The 20,849-nt window shown below is 70.4% G+C and carries 24 protein-coding genes; 7 read left to right on the forward strand and 17 right to left on the reverse strand.

The window, feature by feature from the left end:
• Positions 1-37: 37 nt before the first annotated feature.
• The 13 genes from AB0F68_RS28310 to AB0F68_RS28370 all read right to left on the reverse strand — a co-directional run bounded on the left by AB0F68_RS28310 (position 38) and on the right by AB0F68_RS28370 (position 11,398).
• The gene (locus tag AB0F68_RS28310) at positions 38-1,240 is read right to left on the reverse strand and encodes a cytochrome P450 (protein ID WP_357343685.1); all 1,203 of its coding nucleotides are present in this window, start codon (positions 1,238-1,240) and stop codon (positions 38-40) included.
• Positions 1,241-1,374: 134 nt separating this feature from the next.
• Entirely contained in the window at positions 1,375-1,815 is a 441-nt protein-coding gene (locus AB0F68_RS28315; RefSeq protein ID WP_357343687.1) for an SRPBCC domain-containing protein, read from the reverse strand.
• Positions 1,812-2,156 (reverse strand): metalloregulator ArsR/SmtB family transcription factor, encoded by a 345-nt coding sequence (locus AB0F68_RS28320; protein WP_357343689.1) that lies wholly within the window; start codon positions 2,154-2,156, stop codon positions 1,812-1,814. Before AB0F68_RS28320 ends, AB0F68_RS28315 begins: the two co-directional genes overlap by 4 nt.
• Before the next feature lie 3 nt (positions 2,157-2,159).
• The gene (locus AB0F68_RS28325; RefSeq protein WP_091316676.1) at positions 2,160-2,531 is read right to left on the reverse strand and encodes a VOC family protein; all 372 of its coding nucleotides are present in this window, start codon (positions 2,529-2,531) and stop codon (positions 2,160-2,162) included.
• Positions 2,532-2,673: 142 nt separating this feature from the next.
• The gene (locus AB0F68_RS28330) at positions 2,674-3,483 is read right to left on the reverse strand and encodes an ABC transporter permease (RefSeq protein WP_357343691.1); all 810 of its coding nucleotides are present in this window, start codon (positions 3,481-3,483) and stop codon (positions 2,674-2,676) included.
• Entirely contained in the window at positions 3,480-4,493 is a 1,014-nt protein-coding gene (locus AB0F68_RS28335) for an ATP-binding cassette domain-containing protein (protein WP_357343693.1), read from the reverse strand. Before AB0F68_RS28335 ends, AB0F68_RS28330 begins: the two co-directional genes overlap by 4 nt.
• 112 nt (positions 4,494-4,605) lie before the next feature.
• Positions 4,606-4,977 carry a VOC family protein gene (locus AB0F68_RS28340; protein WP_357343695.1) on the reverse strand — a complete coding sequence of 124 codons (372 nt, stop codon included), beginning with the start codon at positions 4,975-4,977 and terminating at the stop codon, positions 4,606-4,608.
• Between the two features lie 26 nt (positions 4,978-5,003).
• Entirely contained in the window at positions 5,004-7,364 is a 2,361-nt protein-coding gene (locus AB0F68_RS28345) for a xanthine dehydrogenase family protein molybdopterin-binding subunit (RefSeq protein WP_357343698.1), read from the reverse strand.
• Complete coding sequence (locus tag AB0F68_RS28350) at positions 7,361-7,855, reverse strand: (2Fe-2S)-binding protein (protein WP_357343700.1); 495 nt, start codon at positions 7,853-7,855, stop codon at positions 7,361-7,363. Before AB0F68_RS28350 ends, AB0F68_RS28345 begins: the two co-directional genes overlap by 4 nt.
• 15 nt (positions 7,856-7,870) lie before the next feature.
• Complete coding sequence (locus tag AB0F68_RS28355; protein ID WP_357343702.1) at positions 7,871-8,749, reverse strand: FAD binding domain-containing protein; 879 nt, start codon at positions 8,747-8,749, stop codon at positions 7,871-7,873.
• Positions 8,750-8,774: 25 nt separating this feature from the next.
• Positions 8,775-9,824, reverse strand: coding sequence for a methyltransferase (locus AB0F68_RS28360; RefSeq protein WP_357343704.1), 1,050 nt, complete (start codon positions 9,822-9,824; stop codon positions 8,775-8,777).
• Positions 9,825-9,921: 97 nt separating this feature from the next.
• Positions 9,922-10,182 carry a hypothetical protein gene (locus AB0F68_RS28365; RefSeq protein WP_357343707.1) on the reverse strand — a complete coding sequence of 87 codons (261 nt, stop codon included), beginning with the start codon at positions 10,180-10,182 and terminating at the stop codon, positions 9,922-9,924.
• A 163-nt stretch (positions 10,183-10,345) separates the two neighbouring features.
• Entirely contained in the window at positions 10,346-11,398 is a 1,053-nt protein-coding gene (locus AB0F68_RS28370; protein ID WP_357343709.1) for a lytic polysaccharide monooxygenase, read from the reverse strand.
• A gap of 349 nt (positions 11,399-11,747) precedes the next feature.
• Here AB0F68_RS28370 and AB0F68_RS28375 point away from each other — a divergent pair, with 349 nt between their 5' ends.
• Complete coding sequence (locus AB0F68_RS28375; RefSeq protein ID WP_357343711.1) at positions 11,748-12,641, forward strand: sigma-70 family RNA polymerase sigma factor; 894 nt, start codon at positions 11,748-11,750, stop codon at positions 12,639-12,641.
• 64 nt (positions 12,642-12,705) lie between these two features.
• On the opposite strand, the gene AB0F68_RS28380 is transcribed toward AB0F68_RS28375, so the two are convergent.
• Positions 12,706-13,065, reverse strand: coding sequence for an ankyrin repeat domain-containing protein (locus AB0F68_RS28380; RefSeq protein ID WP_357343713.1), 360 nt, complete (start codon positions 13,063-13,065; stop codon positions 12,706-12,708).
• A gap of 581 nt (positions 13,066-13,646) precedes the next feature.
• Here AB0F68_RS28380 and AB0F68_RS28385 point away from each other — a divergent pair.
• Positions 13,647-13,976 (forward strand): hypothetical protein, encoded by a 330-nt coding sequence (locus AB0F68_RS28385; RefSeq protein WP_357343715.1) that lies wholly within the window; start codon positions 13,647-13,649, stop codon positions 13,974-13,976.
• 195 nt (positions 13,977-14,171) lie between these two features.
• On the opposite strand, the gene AB0F68_RS28390 is transcribed toward AB0F68_RS28385, so the two are convergent.
• On the reverse strand, positions 14,172-14,636 hold the full coding sequence (locus tag AB0F68_RS28390; RefSeq protein ID WP_357343717.1) for a hypothetical protein: 465 nt from the start codon (positions 14,634-14,636) through the stop codon (positions 14,172-14,174).
• Positions 14,637-14,921: 285 nt separating this feature from the next.
• On the opposite strand from AB0F68_RS28390, the gene AB0F68_RS28395 reads away from it, so the two are divergent.
• Together AB0F68_RS28395 and AB0F68_RS28400 are read left to right on the forward strand one after the other, a co-directional pair.
• On the forward strand, positions 14,922-15,527 hold the full coding sequence (locus AB0F68_RS28395; RefSeq protein ID WP_357343719.1) for a dihydrofolate reductase family protein: 606 nt from the start codon (positions 14,922-14,924) through the stop codon (positions 15,525-15,527).
• Positions 15,528-16,076: 549 nt separating this feature from the next.
• Complete coding sequence (locus tag AB0F68_RS28400; protein WP_357343721.1) at positions 16,077-16,475, forward strand: hypothetical protein; 399 nt, start codon at positions 16,077-16,079, stop codon at positions 16,473-16,475.
• A gap of 88 nt (positions 16,476-16,563) precedes the next feature.
• Here AB0F68_RS28400 and AB0F68_RS28405 read toward each other — a convergent pair whose 3' ends face one another.
• Together AB0F68_RS28405 and AB0F68_RS28410 are read right to left on the reverse strand one after the other, a co-directional pair.
• Positions 16,564-17,400 (reverse strand): helix-turn-helix transcriptional regulator, encoded by an 837-nt coding sequence (locus AB0F68_RS28405; protein WP_357343742.1) that lies wholly within the window; start codon positions 17,398-17,400, stop codon positions 16,564-16,566.
• A gap of 24 nt (positions 17,401-17,424) precedes the next feature.
• The gene (locus tag AB0F68_RS28410) at positions 17,425-17,970 is read right to left on the reverse strand and encodes a DUF6879 family protein (protein WP_357343723.1); all 546 of its coding nucleotides are present in this window, start codon (positions 17,968-17,970) and stop codon (positions 17,425-17,427) included.
• Between the two features lie 531 nt (positions 17,971-18,501).
• Here AB0F68_RS28410 and AB0F68_RS28415 point away from each other — a divergent pair.
• The 3 genes from AB0F68_RS28415 (at position 18,502) to AB0F68_RS28425 (ending at position 20,840) form a co-directional block, all read left to right on the forward strand.
• Complete coding sequence (locus AB0F68_RS28415; protein ID WP_357343725.1) at positions 18,502-19,068, forward strand: hypothetical protein; 567 nt, start codon at positions 18,502-18,504, stop codon at positions 19,066-19,068.
• A gap of 566 nt (positions 19,069-19,634) precedes the next feature.
• Positions 19,635-19,964 (forward strand): PadR family transcriptional regulator, encoded by a 330-nt coding sequence (locus AB0F68_RS28420; RefSeq protein WP_355635372.1) that lies wholly within the window; start codon positions 19,635-19,637, stop codon positions 19,962-19,964.
• A 15-nt stretch (positions 19,965-19,979) separates the two neighbouring features.
• The gene (locus AB0F68_RS28425) at positions 19,980-20,840 is read left to right on the forward strand and encodes a pentapeptide repeat-containing protein (protein WP_357343728.1); all 861 of its coding nucleotides are present in this window, start codon (positions 19,980-19,982) and stop codon (positions 20,838-20,840) included.
• Positions 20,841-20,849 lie beyond the last annotated feature (9 nt).

Genomic DNA, 20,849 nt, shown 5'->3' on the forward strand with positions numbered 1-20,849 from the left:
GGCCTCCATGGTCGGATCGGTTTCTGGCCCCGCCGGATCACCAGGTGACCGGCAGCGCCCGCAGACCTCGGACGAATCCCTCCGTGCTCCAGGCCAGCTCCGCCTCCGGTACGGCGAGCGCCAGCTCCGGGAACCGGTCGAGCAGCCGCCGGACCAGCTCCTGGAGCTCGATCCGGGCGACCTGTGAGCCCAGACAGGCGTGAATGCCGTGGCCGAAGGCGAGGTGCAGGTTCGACTCCCGGTCGAAGTCCAGCTCGTCCGGGTGGTCGAAGGCCCGCGGGTCGCGGTTGGCGACCGAGGAGAACGGGAAGACCGTCTCCCCGGCCCGGATCAGCACGTCGCCGAGCTGCACGTCCTCGGTGGCCACCCGGGGGAAGACCCCGTGCGCGGTCTGCACCGGGATGTAGCGGAGCAGCTCCTCCACGGCGGCGGGCACCAGCTCCGGCCGCTTGCGCAGCTCGGTCAGCTCGTCAGGGTGGGTCAGCAGGGTGTGGACCAGGTTGCCGATCTGTTTCTCCGCGGTCTCGTGCCCGACGACCAGCAGGGTCACCCCGAGGAAGACCAGCTCGTCCTCGCTGAGCCGGTCGGTGCCGTCGCGCGCCGCCACCAGCTCGCTGAGCAGGTCGTCGGTGGGACGCAGCCGGCGCTGGGCGACCAGCCCGGCGATGTAGCGGGAGAGGTGGCCGAGCGCCTCGGCGGTCTCCGCCCGGGTCCGCGTGAAGATCGACATGGCGGTCTCGGACCAGGCGTCGAACTGCGACCGGTCCTCCTCCGGTACGCCGAGGATCAGGCAGATCACCCGGAGCGGCAGCCGGGCGGCGACCAGCGACATCAGGTCCGCCGGGGCGCCGGCCCGCTCGACGTCGTCCAGCAGCAGGTCGACGTGCCGGCCGATCTCCGGCCGCAGCTGCTCGACCCGGCGCTGGGAGAACGGCTTCGCCACCAGGCGGCGGATCCGGGTGTGGTCGGGCGGATCCATGCTGAGCAGGGACACCTGCGTCATCGGCTGGGGGAACATCCGCGGCAGGTCGGCGCCGAGAATCTTTGCGCGGCTGAACCGGCGGTCGGCCAGCACCGTCCGGTTCGCCGCGTGGTCCAGCACCAGCCAGGCCTCGCCGCCGTACGGGAGGGTCACCCGGGAGACCGGCCGCTCGTGCAGGAGCTGCCGGTACCGCTGGTCGATGGTCAGGCCGACGTCCCGTGTGAACGGGTACGCGGGGGCCGAATCGTCACTGCTCACGGGGCCACCTGCCGTTCCGGCGCGATGCGGGCGGGGACACCGCTTTCGAGATCAGCGGCGTACGGCCACGCTATGCGTCGGCGACGGGGAGAGGCTTCCTCCACCTTGCTCCGGCGGTCAGGCCCGCCGGAGGGTCAGGACTCCTGCTCCAGCACGGTGAGCATGGAGCGCACCACCGAGGAGCGCCAGCCGCTGCCCATGGTGCGGTGGGCGACCGCCTGGAACGGGCTGTCGAGGTCGAAGCCGCTGTGCTCCATCAGCATCCGGGTGCCCCGGCCCTCGGGCACCAGCCGCCAGGTGACGACCGAGTCCAGCCCGCTGCCGCTGCGGTCCGCCCAGGTGATCTGGAGCAGCCGTTCCGGCTCGACCGCGAGGACCTCGCAGTGGATGGTGCCGGCGAAGTGCAGCGCCGGCATCGGCTTGGCCTGGAAGGTGAACTGGTGACCGACCACCGGCTTGAAGTCGTTGGGCATCAGCCAGCGGGCCATCAGATCGGGATCCACCAGGATCCGCCACACCTGCGCAGGCGGGTACGGCAGGAACTGGTCGACTTCGATCTTGTCGGGTTCGGTCACACCGACTTCCCCTCGGTCGCGGCCTCCTCGGCGACCAGCGCGGCGAAGTCGCTCATCCGCTCGCGCCAGAACCGCTCGTAGGGGGTGAGCCAGTCACGCAGGTCCATGAGCGGCTCCGGCTCCAGCCGGTAGAGCCGCTTGCGGCCGGCCCGCCGCTCGGTCACCAGGCCGGCGTCGCGGAGCACCTTGAGGTGCTCGGAGACGCTGGGACGGCGCATGTCGAACGAGGCGGCCAGATCCTGCACCGACTGCGGGCCGCCGTCGCGCAGCAGCCGGATGAGGTCGCGCCGCACCGGGCTGGCCAGCGCCGCGAAGACGTCCACTCCCGTGGCGGAGGACATGGCTCAACCGCCCGATTCGCGGGTGACGAGGACGAAGCCGTTGCCGTCTGGGTCGACGAAGGTGGCGTCGCGGCCCCACGGCCGGTCGTGCGGGCCGTCGACCGCCACGCCCGCGGCGCGCAGGCGCGCGCAGTCGGCGTCGAGGTCGTTGGTCTCCAACTGGACTCCCTGGAGGTCACCTGGCCCGAAACCGGTGCGACCCGGCACCAGAACGATACCAGTGGCGCCCTTTTCCGGACCCACCTGCAACCAGCGCATCGGCCCCATGGTCAGGTCCTGCACGACCGTCAACCCCAGCACGTCGGCGTAGAACGCCTTCGCCCGGTCCTGGTCCGACACGGAGACCGTGATGAGCCTGATCTGGGTGATGGTCATGGACAGGACGATAGGTAGGAGAATTCCTACCTGTCAACCGAGTGACGCGACTATGGCAGAGGGTGAGAAAACATGACGCCGGTCCGTGCCGTACCGCCACGGGACGGGCGGCACGGCACGGACCATCGCAAGGGGCCGCCGGTCAGCGGCTCCGGTAGCGGGCGATGGCCAGGCCCGCGAAGACCACGATCAGGGCGACGATCCAGATCAGCGCCCGGGTGACGTAGTAGCCGGTGCTGTGGCCGAGCAGCGCCTCTGCGGGCGCACCCTGGGTGAGGGTGCGCACCGCGTTGACCACCACCGTCACCGGCTGGTGCTCGGTGAACGCCTGGAGCCAGCCCGGCATGCTGGAGGTCGGCACGAAGGCGCTGGACGCGAAGCTGATCGGCATCACGATGAACGAGATGCCCTGCGCCGCCTGGACGCTGCCGGCCAGCAACCCGACCGCCACGAAGATCCAGACGAAGGCGAACCCGAAGAGCACCAGGAGGCCCAGCGCGCCGAGTGCGGAGGCCCAGTCGGTGTGCACCCGCATCCCCACCGCGAAGGCGATCGCGATGGTGGGTATGAGCACGGCGACGGTCATGGCCAGGTCCGCGAGGACCCGGCCGGTGAGCACGGCGCTGCGCGGCATGGGCAGCGACCGCAGCCGGTCGAAGAGGCCCCCGACGTGGTCCTCGGCCACCCCGAGCGCGGTGCCGATGGTGGCGAACATGATGCCCACCGTGAGCAGCCCGGGCGCCATGAAGTCGACGTAGCGCATCGTGCCGGTGCCGATCGCGCCGCCGAACACGTACCGGAAGATCAGCAGGAACGCCACCGACTGCACGATCCGCAGGATCAGCAGTTGGGGCGTGCGCCGGTAGATGCGCAGGGCGCGCCCGGTGAGCACGCCGACGCTGGGCAGCAGGCGGGCGTTGTTGGCCGGGTGCGGCGCGGCCACGGCGGTCATCGGGCACTCCTCGACACGGTCTCGGGCTCGACGCCCGCGGTGGACTCGGGCGACCGCGGCTCGCCGCCGCGGGGCTCGCCGGCCGGGGTCGACCCGGTCAGCGACAGGAACACCTCGTCGAGCGTGGGCCGGCGCAGGGCCACGTCCTCGACGTGCACGCCCAGCTCGCTGACCTCCTGCAACGCCTCGCGGAGCCGCTCCGGGCCGGAGTCGACCGCCACCGAGGCCATCAGCGATCCGTGGTCGACGACCGGCGCCTCGGCGCCGATCCGGGTCAGCGCCCGCACGGCCGGATCGAGATCCTCCCGGTCGCGGACGTGGATCTCCACGATGTCGCGGCCGGCCCGGCTCTTCAGCTCCTTCGCCGTGCCGGAGGCGATCACCTGACCGTGGTCGATGATCAGGATGGTGTTGGCGAGCCGGTCCGCCTCCTCCAGGTACTGCGTGGTGAGCAGCACGTCGGTGCCCTCGGTGGTGAGTGCCCGGATGGTGTCCCACAGCTCGATCCGGCTCTGCGGGTCGAGCCCGGTGGTGGGCTCGTCGAGGAGCAGCACCTGCGGACGGCCGACCAGGCTGGCGCCCAGGTCGAGCCGGCGCCGCATGCCGCCGGAGTAGGTGCGGACCAGCCTGTCGCCGGCCTCGCCGAGGCGCAGCCGCTCCAGCGTCTCCTCGGCGCTGGCCCGGGCGGTACGCCGGTCCTGGCCGAACAGCCGGGCGATCATCTGGAGGTTCTCCCGCCCGGTCAGCGCGGGCTCGACCGTGGCGTGCTGCCCGGCCAGGCCGATCAGCTGGCGGACCCGCGCTGGCTCGGCCGTGACGTCGATGCCGCAGACCCGCAGCGTGCCGCCGTCAGGCCGGGTGAGCGTGGAGATCATGCGCAGGAAGGTGGTCTTACCGGCCCCGTTGGGGCCGAGGATCGCGGCGACCTGGCCGGACTCCAGACGCACGTCGAGCCCGTTGAGGGCGACGACCTTCCCGAAGGACTTGCTGAGGCCCACGGCCTCGATCATCAATGACATGGCACTCTCTCAACTGAGGACCGGGAATCCGTCGGGCCGTGCCCGGCTCGGGGCCCCGACCTCGGGGGGAGAGGTCGGGGCGGCCGAGCCGGGGCGCGTCGGCCTACTGGCCGCCGGGCACCGACATGAGGACGAAGCCGTTGCCGTCCAGGTCGGAGAAGTTCGCGTCACGACCCCACGGGCGAGCGTTCGGCCCGTCCACCTTGACGCCGGCGGCGCGCAGGCTCTCGCAGTCGCCGTCGAGGTCGTCGGTGAAGAGCTGGACGCCCTTGAGGCCGCCCACGGGCACACCCAGGACGCTCGGCAGCAGCGCGAAGCTGACCGGCGATCCCTTGGGCGCCACCTCGAGCCAGCGCATGGGCCCCATCTGGGAGTCCTGCGACACCTCGAAGCCGAGCTGCTCGACGTAGAACTGCTTGGCGGCGTCCTGGTCGGACACGGGCACGGTGATCAACTTGATTCCCTTGATGCTCATGCCGACGACGATAGGTAGGGAACTTCCTACCTGTCAAGCGGGTCCGCGAGTGTCGCGCCGGCCTTGCGCAGCGCCGCCAGCACGAACGACGGCGTCACCGACTGCTGGGTGATCTCGGTGCCCAACGCGTCGGAGAGCGCGTTGGTGATGGCCGGCGGCGCGCAGATGGCACCCCCCTCCCCGACCCCCCGATGGTCCGGCGGGCCGGCCCCGGGCTCTGGACCGAGGTGCACGATCTCGATCGGCGGCACGTCCGCCGCGGTGGGCAGCAGATAGTCGCGGAGCGTGCCGGTGAGCGGCCGGGCGGCCTCGTCGTAGTGCAGCCGCTCGTAGAGCACCCCGCCCACCCCTTGCGCGGTACCGCCGCGGATCTGCCCCTCCACCACGGCCGGATTGATCATCGAGCCGCAGTCCTCGACCACCAGGTAGCGGGTGATCTCCACCTGCCCGGTGCCCGGGTCCACCCGTACCCAGCAGCAGTGGGTGGCCTGGGCGAACCCGCCGTCCGCCCCGTCGTAGGTGGCGGTGGCTGCCAGCTCGGTCGGCGTGTCCGGGGGCAGGTAGGCGGGGGCCAGGGAGACCATGCCGGCGAGCTGCACCATGCTCAGCCCGGTGGCCGGCCGCTCCCGCACGTAGACCCGGCCGCCGGCCAGCTCCAGCTCGTCGGCCGGGGCCCCGAGCATGCCGCCGGCCAGGCGGAGCACCTGGTCCCGCACCGCTCGGGCGGCCCGGGTCGCCGCGCCGCTGCCGAAGGTGGCGGCCCGGCTCCCACCGGTGCCCACCATGCTGAACGGGGTGGCGTCGGTGTCCCCGTGCACCACCCGCACGGCGGTGTACGGCAGCCCGAACTCGGCCGCCACCACCTGGGCGAGCGTGGTCTCGTGCCCCTGCCCGTGCGGGATCTGCGAGGTGAACAGGGAGACCTCGCCGGTCGGCTCGACCCGGACCCGGGCGGTCTCCTTGCCGCCGCCGGACATGGCGAGGAACTCGGCGCCGCCCGGCGAGGGCTCGATGAAGGTGGCCAGCCCGAAGCCCAGCACCTCGCCCCGCTCCCGGGCACGCCGCTGCTCGGCCCGGAACCGGGTCAGGTCGGCCAGCTCCAGCGCCCGCTCCAGGGTGGCCGGCGCCCGCGTCCCGTCCAGCCGCCACCCGGCCGCCGTCCGGTACGGCTGCTCGGCCGGGGTGACCAGGTTGCGGCGCCGGATCTCCTCCGGAGCCAGCCCCAGCTCACCGGCGACGATGTCGAGCAGCACCTCGCGAGCCCAGGTCTCCACCGCCCAGGGCCCCCGGTACGCCACGTACGGCCCCTTGTTGGTGCAGACCGTGCTGACCTCGAAGTCGTAGGCGGGAACCCGGTAGGGGCCGGGGATCAGCAGCCGCAGCGCCAGGGTGAAGAACGCCGGGTTCATCGGGATGACCGAGTACGCCCCGATGTCCATGACCAGCTTCGCCCGCAGCCCGAGCAGGGTGCCGTCGGCCCGGACCGCCGCCTCCAGGTGCAGCGACTCGTCCCGGGCGTGCCCGCCGACCAGCAGGTTCTCCCGGCGGTCCTCGATCCACCGCACCGGCCGGCCGGTCCGCACCGCCGCGGCGCAGACCAGCAGGTCCTCCCGGGTGATCCCCCACTTCGACCCGAACGAGCCGCCCATGTCGGGCACCACCACCCGCACCCGGTGCGGCGGCAGCCGCAGATGCGCCGCGAGCACCATCCGCATCAGGTGCGGCGCGTGCGCGCTGGCGTGGTACGTCAGCTCGCCGCCGGCCGGCTCGTGGACCGCCAGCCCGCCCCGGGTCTCCAGCGGGGCGGCCATGTACCGGTGCTGCCGCAGCGTCCGGCCGATCACCCGGTCCGCGCTGCGGAAGGCGCCGTCCACGTCGCCGTACCGCGCGGAGTCGTGGTACGGCACGTTGCCCGGCGCCACGTCGTACAGGGCCGGGGCGGCCGGGTCGAGGGCGGTGGCCACGTCCGGCACCGGGGGCAGTTCGTCGTACCGGACCTCGATCAGCTCCAGCGCGTCCTCGGCCAGGTAGCGGCTCTCTGCCACCACCATGGCCACCGGGTCGCCGACCAGCCGGACCCGGTCGTCGGCCAGCGCGGTGTGCACGAGCTGGGTCATCCCGGGGATCGAGGCGTCGAAGCGGACCGGGCCGAGCGTCCCGGCGAGGTCCGCCGCCGTGAACACGGCGATCACCCCGGGGGCGGTCCGGGCGGCCGAGGCGTCCACGGTGATCCGGGCGTGCGGCACGGTGCTGCGCAGGAACGCCGCGTGCGCCAGGTGGGGGGCGGTCAGGTCGGCCACGTACCGGCCGCGGCCGGTGAGCAGGCGCGGGTCCTCGATCCGCCGGGCCGGGCTGCCGATCCGGCCCTCCTCGGGCTCCCCGGTCATCGCGCCGCTCCTTCCGGCGCGGCCGGCCGGCGCCGCTCCGCGGCGGCGAGGCGGACCGCGGCCACGATGCTCTGGTAGCCGGTGCAGCGGCAGATGTTGCCGGCGAGCGCGCCCCGGATGTCGGCCTCGTCCGGGTCCGGGTCGTCGGCGAGCAGTCCGTGCGCGGCCAGCAGCATGCCCGGGGTGCAGAAGCCGCACTGCAGCGCGTGGCACCGGCGGAAGGCGTCCTGCACCGGATCCAGCTCACCCGGGGCGGCGAGCCCCTCGACCGTCGTGATCTCGTGGCCCCGGGCCTGCACCGCGAAGAGCAGGCAGGCGTAGACCGGCTCGCCGTCGAGCAGCACCGTGCAGGCCCCGCAGGCGCCCTGCTCGCAGCCGACGTGCGTACCGGTCAGCCCGAGCTCCTCGCGGAGGAAGTCGGCCAGCGTCCGGCGCGGCTCGACCCGCCCCTCCCGGCGTACCCCGTTCACCATCAGCTCGACGGACTCCATGCGTCGCTCCCCAGGTCAGTGCGTCGGGTCGGCGCGGCGCGCCGCGTCGGACAGGGCCCGCCGGACCAGCGTCACGAGGACCTCGCGGCGGTACCCGGCGTCGGCCTGGACGTCGCCGACCGGCTCGACCTCACCGGCGACGCCGTCCGCGGCCTCGGCGATCGCGTCGGCGTCGAGCGGTCCGCCGCGCAGCGCCCGCTCCACGCCGGGCACGCGGCGCGGCACCGGGCCGCCGCCCAGCACCGCAACCCGGGCGTACGCGCATTCGCCGTCGACGCCCCGGCCGAGCACCACGGCGGCGCCGGCCAGCGCGAAGTCCCGCGACCGGCGGCCCAGTTCGTGGAAGCCGTACCCGGCGCCGGCCGGCGGCACCGGGAACCGGACCCGGGTCAGCACCTCGCCCGGCCGCAGCCCGGTGCCTCCGGTGGCGGGGTAAAAGTCCCCGGCCGCGATCTCGCGCTCCGCCCCGCCGATGCCGGCGAGGACCAGGGTGGCGTCCAGGGCGAGCGCGACGGCGGGCAGTTCGGCGGCGGGGTGGCCGAGCGCCAGGCTGCCGCCGACGGTGCCGCGGTTGCGCACCTGCGGATGGCCGATCCGGCCGACCGCCGCGGCGAGCAGCGGCAGCCGGGCCGCCACCACGGGGGACCGCTCGACGGCTCGCTGCCTGGTGAGCGCGCCGGCGGTCACCGCGTCCGGCTCGTCGCGGATCCCGGCCAGCCCGGCCACCTCGTTGAGGTCGACCAGCACCCGGGGCCGGGCCAGCCGCAGCGCCATGAGCGGCACCAGGCTCTGCCCGCCGGCGATCAGCGTGGCGTCCGGGCCGTGGCGGGCGAGGAGGTCGTGCACCTCGGCGAGGCTGGTCGGGGCGTGGTGGTCGAAGGGCGCGGCCTTCACGCGCCACCTCCCTCGGCTCGGCCGGTCAGTCCTCGGCGCGGCGGGTCTCCAGGATGCTGTGCGTGGAGGCGGTGGGCAGGATCCGGATGAGCTCCAGGCCGGCCCGGTCGAACACGTCGCGGAACTCCTGCTCGGTCCGCTCGTAGCCGCCGGGGGTGTTGAGCCGCACCCACATGCCGGCCATCAGGTACTTCAGCGGGCGGCGCGGCGGCGCGGGCACCAGGTGGGCGGCGACCAGGATCCGGCCCGACGGCGGCAGCACCTCGCGGACCTTGCGCAGGATCTCCACCGACTCGTCGTCGCTCCAGTCGTGCAGCACCTGCTTGAGCACGTACGCGTCGGCGCCCGGCGGCACCCGGTCGAAGAGGCTGCCGCCCGTGCAGGTGTAGCGGTCGGCGACGGCGCTGCCGGCGACCCGCGCCCGGGCCCGCTCCACCACGGGCGGCAGGTCGAACAGGACGCCCTCGATCCCCGGGTGCTTGAGCAGGATCTTCTCCAGGAAGGTGCCCTCGCCACCGCCGAGGTCGACGATCGTCTTGACCCCCTCGAAGTCGTACGCGTCGACGATCGCGTCGTCCTTCGGGCCGGAGAAGATGGTCTGGGCACGGCTGAACACGGCGTACTGGTCGCGGTTGGCCGTCATGTAGTCCCAGATGTCCCGGCCGAAGACGTGCTCGAAGGCTGGCTGCCCGGTCCGGATGGTGTGCAGCACCTCGGCCGGCTCCCACACCTTCCAGGCCCACTCGGCCCCGAGCATTTCGGCGATGCTGTGCAGGGAGTTCGGCGCGTCGCTGATCAGGCAGCGCGACTCCTCGGTGTGCGCGAACACCCCCGGCTCGACCTCCTGGAAGATCGACTCACTGGTTAGCGCCCGCATGAAGAGCAGCAGCACATCCCGGTCGCCGCCCACCTCGGCGGCCAACTCGTCGATCGACTTCGGACCGTCCCGGAGCCGGTCGGGCAGATCGAGGCCGGCCGTCGCCACCTGGATGCAGACCGAGGTCAACCGGCCGAGCAGCTTCTCCAGCACGGTCACCGACACGGGGGGCGCGAACTGCTGCGGTGGGTTTTCCATGGCTCGGCCTCCCGTTGCCCGTCGGCTGCGTCGCACTCAAGCTATCCAGGCGGGACGTACCGGATCTTCTTCTCGGTTGCTGGAAAGGTGTCCGGGCTCAGCTCGGGCGACGCTGGAGCCGCCAGAACCCGAAGCCGGCCAACAGCCCGGCCAGCACCAGGTAGAACGCTCCAGCCACTGGAACGCCAGTACCGGCTGGTCGCTGGTACGCGATCGCCACGTGCACGTCATGCTTCGCCAGGCGGACCGCGGTGTCCCCGATCGCCTCGCTGGCGCTGGCCGTGCTGGTCGGCTCGGCGCTGCGGCACCTGCCCACCCGGTGGGGCTGGGGCGTCGCGGCCGGCGGACTCGCCGTCATCCTCGCCTGCTGGATCACCGGCGGCCTCCGGGCCGTCGCGGTGATGGGCACCCTGGCCTGGCTCGGCGCCGTCGCGATCAGCGTGCCGATGCGCGGGCCAGTTCCAGGGCCGACACCGAACGGGGGCGGCGCTGGTTGGGCGCCACCCCCGTCAGGGGTGCTGTTACCTGGCGGTGCAGGTGAGGGTGGGTGCGGAGTTGGTGCCGCTCCACGAACCGTTGAATCCGAAGGTGGTGCTGCTGTTGGCGCCCAAGGCGCCGTTGTGACTGGCGTTCGCGGCGGTGACCGACGATCCGTTCGAGGTTATCGACGCGTTCCAGAAGTTGGTGAGGCGCTGGCCGTTGGGCCACGTCCAGCTCACCGTCCACCCGGAGATGGCGTTGTTCCCGGCCCGGACGGTGACCTCGGCGCCGAAGCCACCGGACCATTCGCTGGCCTTGCGGTAGGTGGCGGTGCAGGCACCGTTGCCGGTCGGCGGCGGGGTGGTCGGCGGCGGAGTGCTGGGCGGCGGAGTGGTCGGAGGCGGAGTGGTGGGCGGCGGGGTGCCGCCACCGCCGAAGATCACATCACTGCAGAGGTAGTACGACTGGTCGAGATGGGACGCCTGCCAGATCGTGTAGACGACGTGCCGCCCGGTGCGGCTGCCCGCGTTCACCTGAGCCTCGTAGAGCCCGGTGGTCGGGTAGCTGCCGGTGCGGAGCACCAGCTCCAGGCTGCCCCAGGTGAGGGGTTGGGTGGTCGGGTCGAAGCCCTGCTTGGTGATGTAGACCAACAGGTAGTCGGCACCGTGCTTGGCGCCGTCGGTCAGCGTCAGGGTGAAGTTGTTCGGCATCGGCTTCGCGGTCCACGCGCCCACCGCGTCGAGCGAGGCGTACAGGCCGTTCTGGGTACGGCCGCCGCTGCACAGCTGTCCGTCCGGGATCGCGGCCTGGTGGTTGCCGCCGACGTTCTCGCGGAACAGGCCGTTCCAGTTCCACATCGTGTTCGGGTTGGCCTGCCAGGCCTGGTAGCACATCGGGTCGGTCTGGGCCATGGTCGGGTTGAGATGGTCGGAACCCCAGCGCTCCCAGCATCCGTAGTTGCGGGACGGTGGGTTGGTCACGGATCCGTGCGCCGAGGCCGGGCCGGCATGGTTGACGACGACCATCGTGAACGCGGCGACGAGCACGGTCACCGCGCCGAGTCCCAGACGGCGTGCTGTTCGTGAGAATTTCATCGATGCTCCGGTTGATCCGCCGACGCAGGTGTGTCGCTCGCCGGGATGCCCAACCCGGAGAGGCAAGCGTCGATCGACTTGAACGATCTCGATGGAGCAGGCGATATGGCTGCGACTGCCTGCTCCTGCTGGCGGCTCCCAACCAGGAGGGTACTAGAGAAATCGAGACAAGCGAATCTTTCCGGAAGTCGCCCCAAAGGCCGCGAATCGCCACGCCGCGACGAAACCCCCGTCTGCGTCAGCGCGCGGCGTTCAACGCGAGGCTCACGGTGAGCCGGGCCAGGCGTGTCACATTCGCCGTGTCTGAGGGCTCACTTCTGTGAGCCCTGGCGATGGGATGGTGTGACCGATGGATGAGAATGAGTGGCTGGGCGCGCGCTTCGAGCAGCACCGACCTCGGCTGCGGGCGGTGGCCTACCGAATGCTCGGTTCGCTGGCTGACGCGGACGATGCTGTTCAGGATGCCTGGCTACGGCTGAGTCGGTCCGACGCGGAGCAGATCGACAACCTCGGCGGATGGTTGACCACTGTCGTCGCCCGGGAGTGCCTGCATGTGTTGCGCTCCCGCCGACGCCGCCGGGAGGATCCGTTCGCCGCGCACCTGCCCGACCTGGTTGTCATCCCGGACGGGGACCTCGGCCCTGAGCAGGAGGCGTTGCTGGCCGACTCGGTGAGCTTGGCCCTGCTCGTCGTGCTCGACCAGCTCACTCCTGCTGAACGGTTGGCGTTCGTGCTGCACGACATGTTCGAACTGCCCTTCGAGGAGGTCGCCGGCATCGTGGGCCGCACCCCGGCCGCCGCGCGGCAACTCGCCAGCCGGGCACGACGCCGAGTGAGCGGTGCCGAGATCCCATCACCCGACCCGGATCTGGCGCGCCAGCGACAGGTCGTCCGTGCCTTCTACGCGGCTGCGTGGAACGGCGACTTCGACGCCCTCGTCCAGGTCCTCGACCCCGACGTCGTCCTGCGCACCGACTTCGGCACCACCCGGCCGCCAACCGTCGTCCGCGGCGCGCCAGCCGTGGCCAAGCAGGCCCGCGCCCCACGTGGTGGCCAACTGCGCCCCGCCCTGGTGAACGGCGCGATCGGAACGTTGATCACCCGCGACGGGCGGCCGTTCTCAGTCATGGCCTTCACCGTCGCGGGCAACAAGATCGTCAGGATCGACGTTGTCCGCGACCCCGACCGCGTCCACCGCCTCGCGTCCGCCTTCCTCCACCTGACCGAGCGAACAGGGCGGTGAATGGCGAGCGCGCCCTACTTCGACGAGCCTGGGGCCTGTTGCCGCGCCGCCCGGTCACGCGGTATCAGGCCAGGGATTCGAGATATTTCTGGGTTTCCCGCTTCTTGAAATACTGTGCCCAGCCCGCCGGCTGCGCATTGAACCCAGGTTCGCGGGCGGTGTGGTCGGCACCGTGCTCGACCAGCAGGCGCGCGATCGACAGCTCGCCAGCCGCCGCCGCATAGTGCAAGGCGGTCGCGCCGTCGGCCGTTACACCGTTGACGTCGAAGCCATGCTCGATCAGCAGACGGACCGTTGACCAGTTGCGAGCCTCGGCCATCCGCGTAACCAGGTCTGCGTGCCGATCGCGCAGCCCGGGATCGGCGGCCAGCATCGACCGCATCGTCGCTTCGTCGGCGGCCTCGGCGGCGTCTTTGAACTGCATTGCGTCCTCCTCGCGTGGTTGCACTCGTACCTATGAGCCCAGGCCACGAGCCAATGTGACAGGGCGAGGTGCTCGAACGACTGCTGCCTGACGAGACCCGCCCGGCCCGGCGAACTAGCCGTAGCTTCAGGATCTCCGGGCCACGCCCTGGTCCTCATCGCCGGCGGGCGCCGGTCCGCACATGCGTCCCGCACCACGGACGCAGCTCGACGGACCACACGCGCAAGCCACCGTCGTTCTTACGCAGCTTTCACCGCCACGGATGGTCTGAGCCCGCGAGAATGTGCGGGCATCCCACCACACCCACGGGTGGCGCTGCAGATCCTGCGGCACGCTGACTTCAATGTCACGATGGAGATCTACACCAGGGTCAGCTCGAAGCAGACCCGCGAGGCGTTCTCATCCGTAGATTCCCAAGACCACTCCGCAGCCGTTCGGCAACGTCCGCGTCGCCGTGCTCGCCGCGCCCGCCAACCCGGATCGGTCCGGACTCGTTCGGCTCGGTTCGCCCCGGTGGCTTTCAAGCATGGCTCCCCAAGCCAGACCCTGATCCGTTGGCGCTCGCCTGGCATCCTCATCCCGTGACCGACGCTCAACCGCGCCCCTCTACTCGGGCATTATTCGCCCGTCCCGTCCTGGCGGGCCTTGGCGCAAACATCGTCGGAGTGATGTACCTCTGCGGTGCCGCCGCCGGCTGGATCGGGGCCACAGGCCCGTTGACGGCTTTCATCGTGCTCTGGATGCTCGTCTCCGTGCCCAACCGCGTCCTCGACCACTGGAAAGATCGGCTACCCGCCCGGATCAGCCGAATCAACGAACTCGTCGGGAAGGCGCTGGGTGTCATAGCAGTGGTCGCCGTGCTCAGCATCTCCTTCGCGGTGTTCGTCCTGGGGTTCCGGGTCTTTAACTGACCGCCTCACCTACGCTTGCCGCCATCGGTCCTGGCCACGTGGGGTCTAGCAGGGGAAATGCTTCTCGACATCTCACACCGCCACCCTGCCGTCCGTCGACCTCTTGTGGACTAGATGCGGACCGCTCGTTCGGCAGTCCGGCAACTGCCGGCGTACAGCCGCTACGTCACAGCTCGCGTCCCGCAATGGCGGTGCTCACGCCTTGCGGGGCGGTTCGGACCATGCGCTGTCCCAGTGCGCCCAGACGTCGACCTCGTCAGCTGACTCCAGACCCGTTGCCAGCAGCAGAGAGATGACTGCGACCAGGCGGGTGAAAACCACAACTGAGGAGCCATACAAGCCCTCGCCTACGGCCGTGATGACCAGGCCCCTGGCAAGGAATCGGCCTGCGGCATGGAGGGCCTCGGCGTACTCCGGCTCGGTCAGCCCGAACGTGACTTCATCAGACGGAACGGAGCGCGCAACGGGCATCGGATTGAGGTCGAGCTGGACTCCCGGCGAGCCGGTAGCACGAGCCATTAGCAAGCCGTACGACGACGGGTGCCCCAGACGGCCCCAGTACTCAACGCCGACGACGTCAACCTCGGCCGGTATCGGACCGTCGCCGCCAGTCCACGCGGTCAGGCTGGAAAACTTCCGCCGCCGAAACTCCCTGAGCATGGGCCGCACCGTAGCGGAATGCCGTAGACCCCGCGGCCTGGGGATTAGAAGAAGATCGCGGCTGGCTGGCCAGGTAGCTGCTTCACTGGTCAGTCCGTCTGCCGTTGTCGGGTGGCGTCGGCGTCAGCGGGTGGTCCTGGCTGTATGGCTGGCTGTACAGCCTCGCGGGTCTAGGGGGTGTGTACTCCTGCCGGTGGTCACCATCCCGTGTGTAGCACTTGCGGTCGCCATTACCTGCTACCGTCCGCACGACCTTGCAGGTCGCGATCGCTCAGGAGGTTTGCGGTGCCGGACACCACCTGCCACATGTCGATCTCGCTGGACGGCTTCGTCGCCGGGCCGGACCAGAGCCGCGAGGACCCCCTGGGCAAAAGGGGGCAGGAGCTGCACGGCTGGCACATTGGCGACCCGCGAGCCAACGATGCCGACAAGGTCGCGAACGAGTGGCTCATGCGCCCGCGGGGCGCGTATGTGATGGGTCGGAACATGTTTGGCCCGATCCGCGGGGACTGGGATGAGGAGTGGACCGGGTGGTGGGGCCCCGAACCGCCGTATCACGCGCCGGTGTTCGTGCTGACCCATTACCGACATGACCCGATCCAGATGGACGGCGGGACGACCTTCCACTTCGTCACCGAGGGCTTCGACGCGGCCTACTCCGCAGCGTGCCAGGCCGCCGGGGACAACGGCGTGGACATCGCGGGTGGGGCCTCGACCGTCCGACAGGCACTGAACGCCGGCGTGATCGACGAGCTCACCCTCGACATCGCACCGGTCCTGCTCGGTTCGGGCGAACGCCTCTTCGACGGGGTTGAATCCTTCGACTTCGAACCCGTCGAGGTGCTTCACTCACCGCTGACTACCCACATCCGCTATCGCCGCGTCAGCTAGCTCCGCAGGCGCTGCCGGCCCCCTGTTTAGTAGGACGGTCATTCACCCGGCTCGGGACGCGGTTGATGCGTCGGCACAACTGGCAGCTGGCGGAGGACGGCAGGGCAACCCACGCTTGGGATCAAGGCGGATCTCCTCGTCGGGCAGTCGTAGACCGTCCAACATCTCCGGACGGGGACAAGGTGGAGCGCCCTACCGAACGAACGACCTTGGCCCCGTCCGGAGATGTTGGTAGCCCTTGTGGTGCCCGGCGAGGTGAGCCGCGGCGGCATCTCTGAGGAGGGCCGGGGTTCGGGGCAGAGCCGCGAGGTCTTCAAGGTCTTGTCGTCCGTCAGCGTGGCCGGCCGGCCCGGCCGATGCCGGCGCTTGCGCCGCCAGCAGGCCGAGGCCGAGCCGGCGCGGCCCGCTTGCGGGCCGCCTTGATCTGATAGAGCGGAATTCGGCAACGCGTGTGGCCTGTGCCCCTGTCGTGTCCCGGCTGATGCTTTACACCTGCGTCCCACCAGATGCTTGACATGATCGCCCCGGCCGAGGCGTTAACTTCCTCCGGTGAGCTACGACATGTTCGTCCAACGGTTCGACCAGGGCGATGCCGCCCCAATGGCGGATGATGCCTTCCTGGTCGTCTTTGAGCCCCGCGTCGACCATCGGGAACCTCAACACAGCTACTGGCACATCACCGTCGACGACGGCGGCGAAGCAGACATCTACGCCGCCCTTGCAGACGGCACGCTCGACAGTCTCATGGTCACCCGGTTCTCCACCGGCACCGTCCTCGACATGCTCGTCAAGTTCATCGGGCTCGCGGATGCCGTTGTCCTTGCACCTGACTGCCCTACCTTGCTCGCGCACGAAGGGCAGCGGCACCACCTTCCCGAGGAACTTCGCGCCGACGCCGTGGTCGTCCACGCAGGTTCGGATGTGGAACGCGTCCTGCAGGATGGCTAGACGATGCGTAAGCATGTGCTGGGACGCATCCGTCAAGCATGTGGTGGGACCAGACAGTGTGGCCTGTGCCCCTGTGCCCCTGACGTGCCTAGCTTTGTAGATCCTGGGCGGCGCGGACGATCAGTCGACGGGCGTCTTCGCCGGTGACGGCTTCCTGCCAGAGTCGTTCGATGGCCTTGATGTAGGTGACGGCTTCGTCGTCGCGGTAGGTGGTCTCGCCGACGAAGGTTTCCACGATGGCGACATCGTCATACATCTGGAAGGAGTTCTGCGGGGTGGTGGTGAGCGGGACACCCAGCGGCAGGATGCCGAACCGGATGTTCGGCACGCCGACGACGGTTTGCAGCCGGTCGAGCTGGCCGCGCATGACCTCGGGCGAGGTGAGCAGCCAGCGCAGCACGGGCTCGGCGAGCAGGAACTCGAACCGCTTGGTGGTGTCGTAGAGGAGCTGCTGACGCTGCATCCGGGTGGCCACCGCGGCGTCCACATCGGCGATGTCGAGGTTGTGCAGCTCGACCATCTCGGTGAGGACACGGCGGGCATAGTCGGCGGTCTGGAGCAGTCCGGGTACGTACACGGTCTCGAAGTGCCGGATCAGGCGCGACTCGGCGACAAGCTGGTTGTAGCTGTCCGGAACGGCGGCCTGGCCTTGACGCATTCGGCGACGAAAGCTGCGGTGCGCGGCATGGACCTCGCCGAGCATCCGCAACAGGTCCTGGGCGGCGGTGTCGTCGGCGCCGCAGGCGCGTGCCCACGCGTACAGGTCGGCGGCGGCCGGCATCTGGCGGCCGTTCTCCAGTCGGGAGACCTTCGACGGTGCCCAGCCGTTCGCCTCGGCGAGTTCCTTGCCGGACAGGCCGGCCTGCGTGCGCAGGGCACGCAGGCGATCGGCCAGTCCTTCGGGCTGTGTCAGCCACTCTTCCATCGGGTTCACGGGTGACTCCTCGTGCTAGGCAGCTGCGCTCCGCGCGTTGTCCGGAGCGGCGTAGTGGACTGCCAGGTCTCGCCACGCACACGCCTGCACCACGGTCGCCGGGTCGGTTACCAGCTCGTTGCTGATCCGGTGGCCCACCTCGTCAAACCGCATCTTGATCAGCCGGCTGGAGTCCAGCAACCACCAGTCGACTTTGCCAGCAGCGGGCAGCAAGCCGATCTCGTGCGCCCTCGCCCGCGTCAGGTAGCGCATCGTCTCGCCGGCCTCGACGTTCCACCGGCCGATCCAACGTTCCCACCGCTGGTAGTCGGTCGGCGGTTCCTCGTGCACCCGCACGCGCTCGATCTGCTCGCCCTGCTGCGTCAACTCGGTGACTTGCTTGAACCAGGCAGCAAGCCCGGGAACCTCTGTCGGGGGCTCCGGGTCGCCGGCCAGGAACTTCGCCACCGTGTCGTGCTCGCTGGGCTCCGCGTACGCCAGCTGCAACTCCAGCCGGAACGCAGTGTGATCGAACGTTCGGAGCTGCTCGGCGAACTCGTCATCGGTGAGCGGGGTACCCATGCTCAGCCGACCTCGCGCAGCCGGTCGAGCACGTTGGCCGGGACGAACACGCCGTCCTCGTTGTCGGCCAGCTGGCGCAGCTGCGCCCGGGTCTCGTCGTCCAGCTTGATGCCCTGCACGACGTAGCCGCCCTCGGTCTTGTACAGCGCCGGGCACCCGCCGTGAAGATCGGCTATGGCGGTCCGAGTTGGTCCCGCTCAGTCCGCGAGCCTCCCGCCCAATGTCCGCAGGTTGGGCGGGTGCATCTGTGGTGCTCGATAGACGAGGTGCTCTCATCACCTCGGTGGAGACCTGTCAGATCCCAGGCTGTCCGCGTCAGTTCCCCGGCGTCCGATCACCATCGGAGCACCATGCGACCCACGACAGGAGGGACGCCCGTTCACCCATGGTCACCGACCGCAATGAGATGGCGGCGCCAGGCGGTGACGGAGCCCTCGGCGCCGACCTGGTCGACGAAAGCGTTCGGGATGCCGGCCGACGTGCCCGGCAAGCCAGGCGACGTACGCGCCGCCGCTGGCCCCGAATGCCCTGGTGGTATTCGCGACCAAGGCGCACCGGTCGGGTGTCGGTGCAGCGCCGCGAAAGCCCGTTCCAACGGTCGAGGCCAACCAGCGCGAGCTGCTCGCCGCGCAGGCGCTGAAGGTGCCGATGCAGCGCGTCTTGGCGGCGGCTGCGCGGGCCTCGCTGCTGCCCGACGGCGACGTCCGCAACGCCGCGATGCGCCTGGGTGAAATTGCCGCCGAGGCCGGGCAGGCGTACGGGCAGGACAACCTGTGGAAGCGCGGGGAAGCGACAGCGGCCCGGGCCCAAGCCGACGCGGCGCTGTTCGCCGCGCTGCGGGAGCTGGTTGACGCGGCCAGCAGCCACCTGCACCCGCAGGAGCAGCCCCGCTGGCGGTGGCCGTTGCGGCTGACCTCGCGCCGCCGGGACGGCGAGCAGCCCGCCGCTGCAGCGCTCCAGGCGACGGTGCCGGGACCGCGTGACCGCGGCCACGACGCCGGTCCGGTCGCTGCGACGCCGACGTTGCCGGCCGGTCAGCCGGATGCGGCAGCCGCGGTCTCCGCCGCGCCGCCCGGCCGCGGCCGCCGACGTCCGTGAGCCCGCCGGAGTCAGCCGGTTGGGTGGCCGCCCTCGTCGCGCTCTCGACCGCCCGGCAATGCATGCAGGAGGGCGCCGCCGAGGGCCTCGCCGACGAGATGGCCGCCGAGAGATGGCCGCCGTCGGCCGCCTCATGAAGCGCGGCTGATCACGGTCATCACAAGAATCCGCCCGATCTCACGTGCGGCAACCATCCGGACTGCTACCGCCGATCGGCAGGCGGGCGGCCGACATCAGCCGACCGCCCGCCTGGCCGTGCGGCGCGAACAGTCACCCAACCTGGGAGACCTCCGCGTCCGCCCCGGGCCTGGGCGCGGGCAGCGCCGACGCGCAGGGTGAGCCCTGCGGCGACAGCGCCGGCGCCCAGGAAGGCGGCGGAATATCCATCGCTCAGTGCCGTCGGGTCACCGAGCCGGCCCGCGTCGTATGAGGCGGCAAGGGCTGTCAGTCAGTCAGAGCCAATCCGGCAACGCCGAGCACGCTGCCGACGGCCGAAATACCACGACGGGAGGATTACCTTGACAGACACAGTACCCCGATCTACGGTGTAACACAGGAGGTGAGGCATGGGCACCAACAAGATCACATCCGATCTGCTGCGCGGGAACACCGACACGATGATCTTGCGGCTGCTGACAGAGTCCGACCGCTACGGCTACGAGATCGTCAAGCTGATAGCCGAACGCTCGCAGGGCGAATACGAACTCAAAGAAGCCACGATGTACTCCAGCGTCCGGCGCCTGGAGGCCGACGGCGACATCACCTGGTACTGGGGCGACGAATCCCAGGGCGGACGGCGCAAGTACTTCCGGATCACCGACAAGGGCCGCGCGACCTACGCGCACAACAAGACCACCTGGGACTACGCCAAGCGCGTACTGGACACGTTGCTGTAGAGGGGACGAACACCAATGAGCGACAAACTCAACGAGTACGTGGAGGGCGTCTTCGCCCCCTACGAGGGCACCAGGAGCGTCGGCGAGCTGAAGACGGACCTGCTCGCCGATCTGCAGGAGCGATATCGCGAGCTGCTCGCCGAGGGGAAGGACGAGGCGACGGCGTTCGAGCTGACCGTCGACAGCATCGGCGACATCGAGGAGACGGTGCGCGAGGTGTCGAATCTCTCGCGGGTTCTCGAGCGGCAGGTGGTCACGCGATTCGACGCGAGCGCCCTGGAGGGCAGCGACTTCGCCGGCGTCGCGGCCCGACAGGGCAGGTTCGGAGCGAGCGCGCTGCGCGGCTCCGACTTCTCCAACGCCGATCTCACCGGCAGCAAGTTCAAGTCCAGCGACATGCGAGACGTCAACTTTGACGGCGCCAACCTGACCGACGCGAACTTCACGACGTCCGACCTGTCGAACGCCAGCTTCCGTCGGGCGCGACTGATCCGTACCGAATTCAACATGTCCGGGCTCAACGGTGTCCGGTTCGCCGACGCCGCACTCACCGACGTCGCGTTCCGCAAGACCGACCTGCGGAAGACCGTCTTCGAGCGCTGCACCTTCACCGGCGTGGACTTCTCCGTGTCCGATCTGCGCGGCCTCAACTTCGATCGGGCGGCCTTCACTGGTGTCAAGTTCGACCGGGCAGGACTTGAGGGCCTGTCGCTGCGCGGGGCGATCCTGCGCGACTGCTCCTTCCGCGGCGGCTGGAGCAAGAGGTACTACAAGGCCCTGCGCACCGTGAACTTCGACGGGGCACGCATGGACAAGCTCACCTTCGCCGCGCTCAAGGGAGTCGGCGTCGAACCGGCCAACGTGACCGTCGAATAAGGAAGGCAA

The sequence above is a fragment of the Micromonospora sp. NPDC023966 genome (genome assembly GCF_040639095.1).
Lineage (GTDB): Bacteria > Actinomycetota > Actinomycetes > Mycobacteriales > Micromonosporaceae > Micromonospora.

Bases quoted from the DNA above. Each gene is read 5' to 3' on its own strand.
- AB0F68_RS28345 (WP_357343698.1), bottom strand. From the start codon at position 7,364: ATGACCGGGGAGCCCGAGGAGGGCCGGATCGGCAGCCCGGCCCGGCGG.
- AB0F68_RS28375 (WP_357343711.1), top strand. From the start codon at position 11,748: ATGGATGAGAATGAGTGGCTGGGCGCGCGCTTCGAGCAGCACCGACCT.
- AB0F68_RS28365 (WP_357343707.1), bottom strand. From the start codon at position 10,182: ATGACGGCGAGTCCGCCGGCCGCGACGCCCCAGCCCCACCGGGTGGGC.
- AB0F68_RS28350 (WP_357343700.1), bottom strand. From the start codon at position 7,855: ATGGAGTCCGTCGAGCTGATGGTGAACGGGGTACGCCGGGAGGGGCGG.
- AB0F68_RS28420 (WP_355635372.1), top strand. From the start codon at position 19,635: ATGGGCACCAACAAGATCACATCCGATCTGCTGCGCGGGAACACCGAC.
- AB0F68_RS28340 (WP_357343695.1), bottom strand. From the start codon at position 4,977: ATGAGCATCAAGGGAATCAAGTTGATCACCGTGCCCGTGTCCGACCAG.
- AB0F68_RS28380 (WP_357343713.1), bottom strand. From the start codon at position 13,065: ATGCAGTTCAAAGACGCCGCCGAGGCCGCCGACGAAGCGACGATGCGG.
- AB0F68_RS28330 (WP_357343691.1), bottom strand. From the start codon at position 3,483: ATGACCGCCGTGGCCGCGCCGCACCCGGCCAACAACGCCCGCCTGCTG.
- AB0F68_RS28390 (WP_357343717.1), bottom strand. From the start codon at position 14,636: ATGCTCAGGGAGTTTCGGCGGCGGAAGTTTTCCAGCCTGACCGCGTGG.
- AB0F68_RS28320 (WP_357343689.1), bottom strand. From the start codon at position 2,156: ATGTCCTCCGCCACGGGAGTGGACGTCTTCGCGGCGCTGGCCAGCCCG.
- AB0F68_RS28425 (WP_357343728.1), top strand. From the start codon at position 19,980: ATGAGCGACAAACTCAACGAGTACGTGGAGGGCGTCTTCGCCCCCTAC.
- AB0F68_RS28360 (WP_357343704.1), bottom strand. From the start codon at position 9,824: ATGGAAAACCCACCGCAGCAGTTCGCGCCCCCCGTGTCGGTGACCGTG.
- AB0F68_RS28405 (WP_357343742.1), bottom strand. From the start codon at position 17,400: ATGGAAGAGTGGCTGACACAGCCCGAAGGACTGGCCGATCGCCTGCGT.
- AB0F68_RS28410 (WP_357343723.1), bottom strand. From the start codon at position 17,970: ATGGGTACCCCGCTCACCGATGACGAGTTCGCCGAGCAGCTCCGAACG.
- AB0F68_RS28370 (WP_357343709.1), bottom strand. From the start codon at position 11,398: ATGAAATTCTCACGAACAGCACGCCGTCTGGGACTCGGCGCGGTGACC.
- AB0F68_RS28335 (WP_357343693.1), bottom strand. From the start codon at position 4,493: ATGATCGAGGCCGTGGGCCTCAGCAAGTCCTTCGGGAAGGTCGTCGCC.
- AB0F68_RS28325 (WP_091316676.1), bottom strand. From the start codon at position 2,531: ATGACCATCACCCAGATCAGGCTCATCACGGTCTCCGTGTCGGACCAG.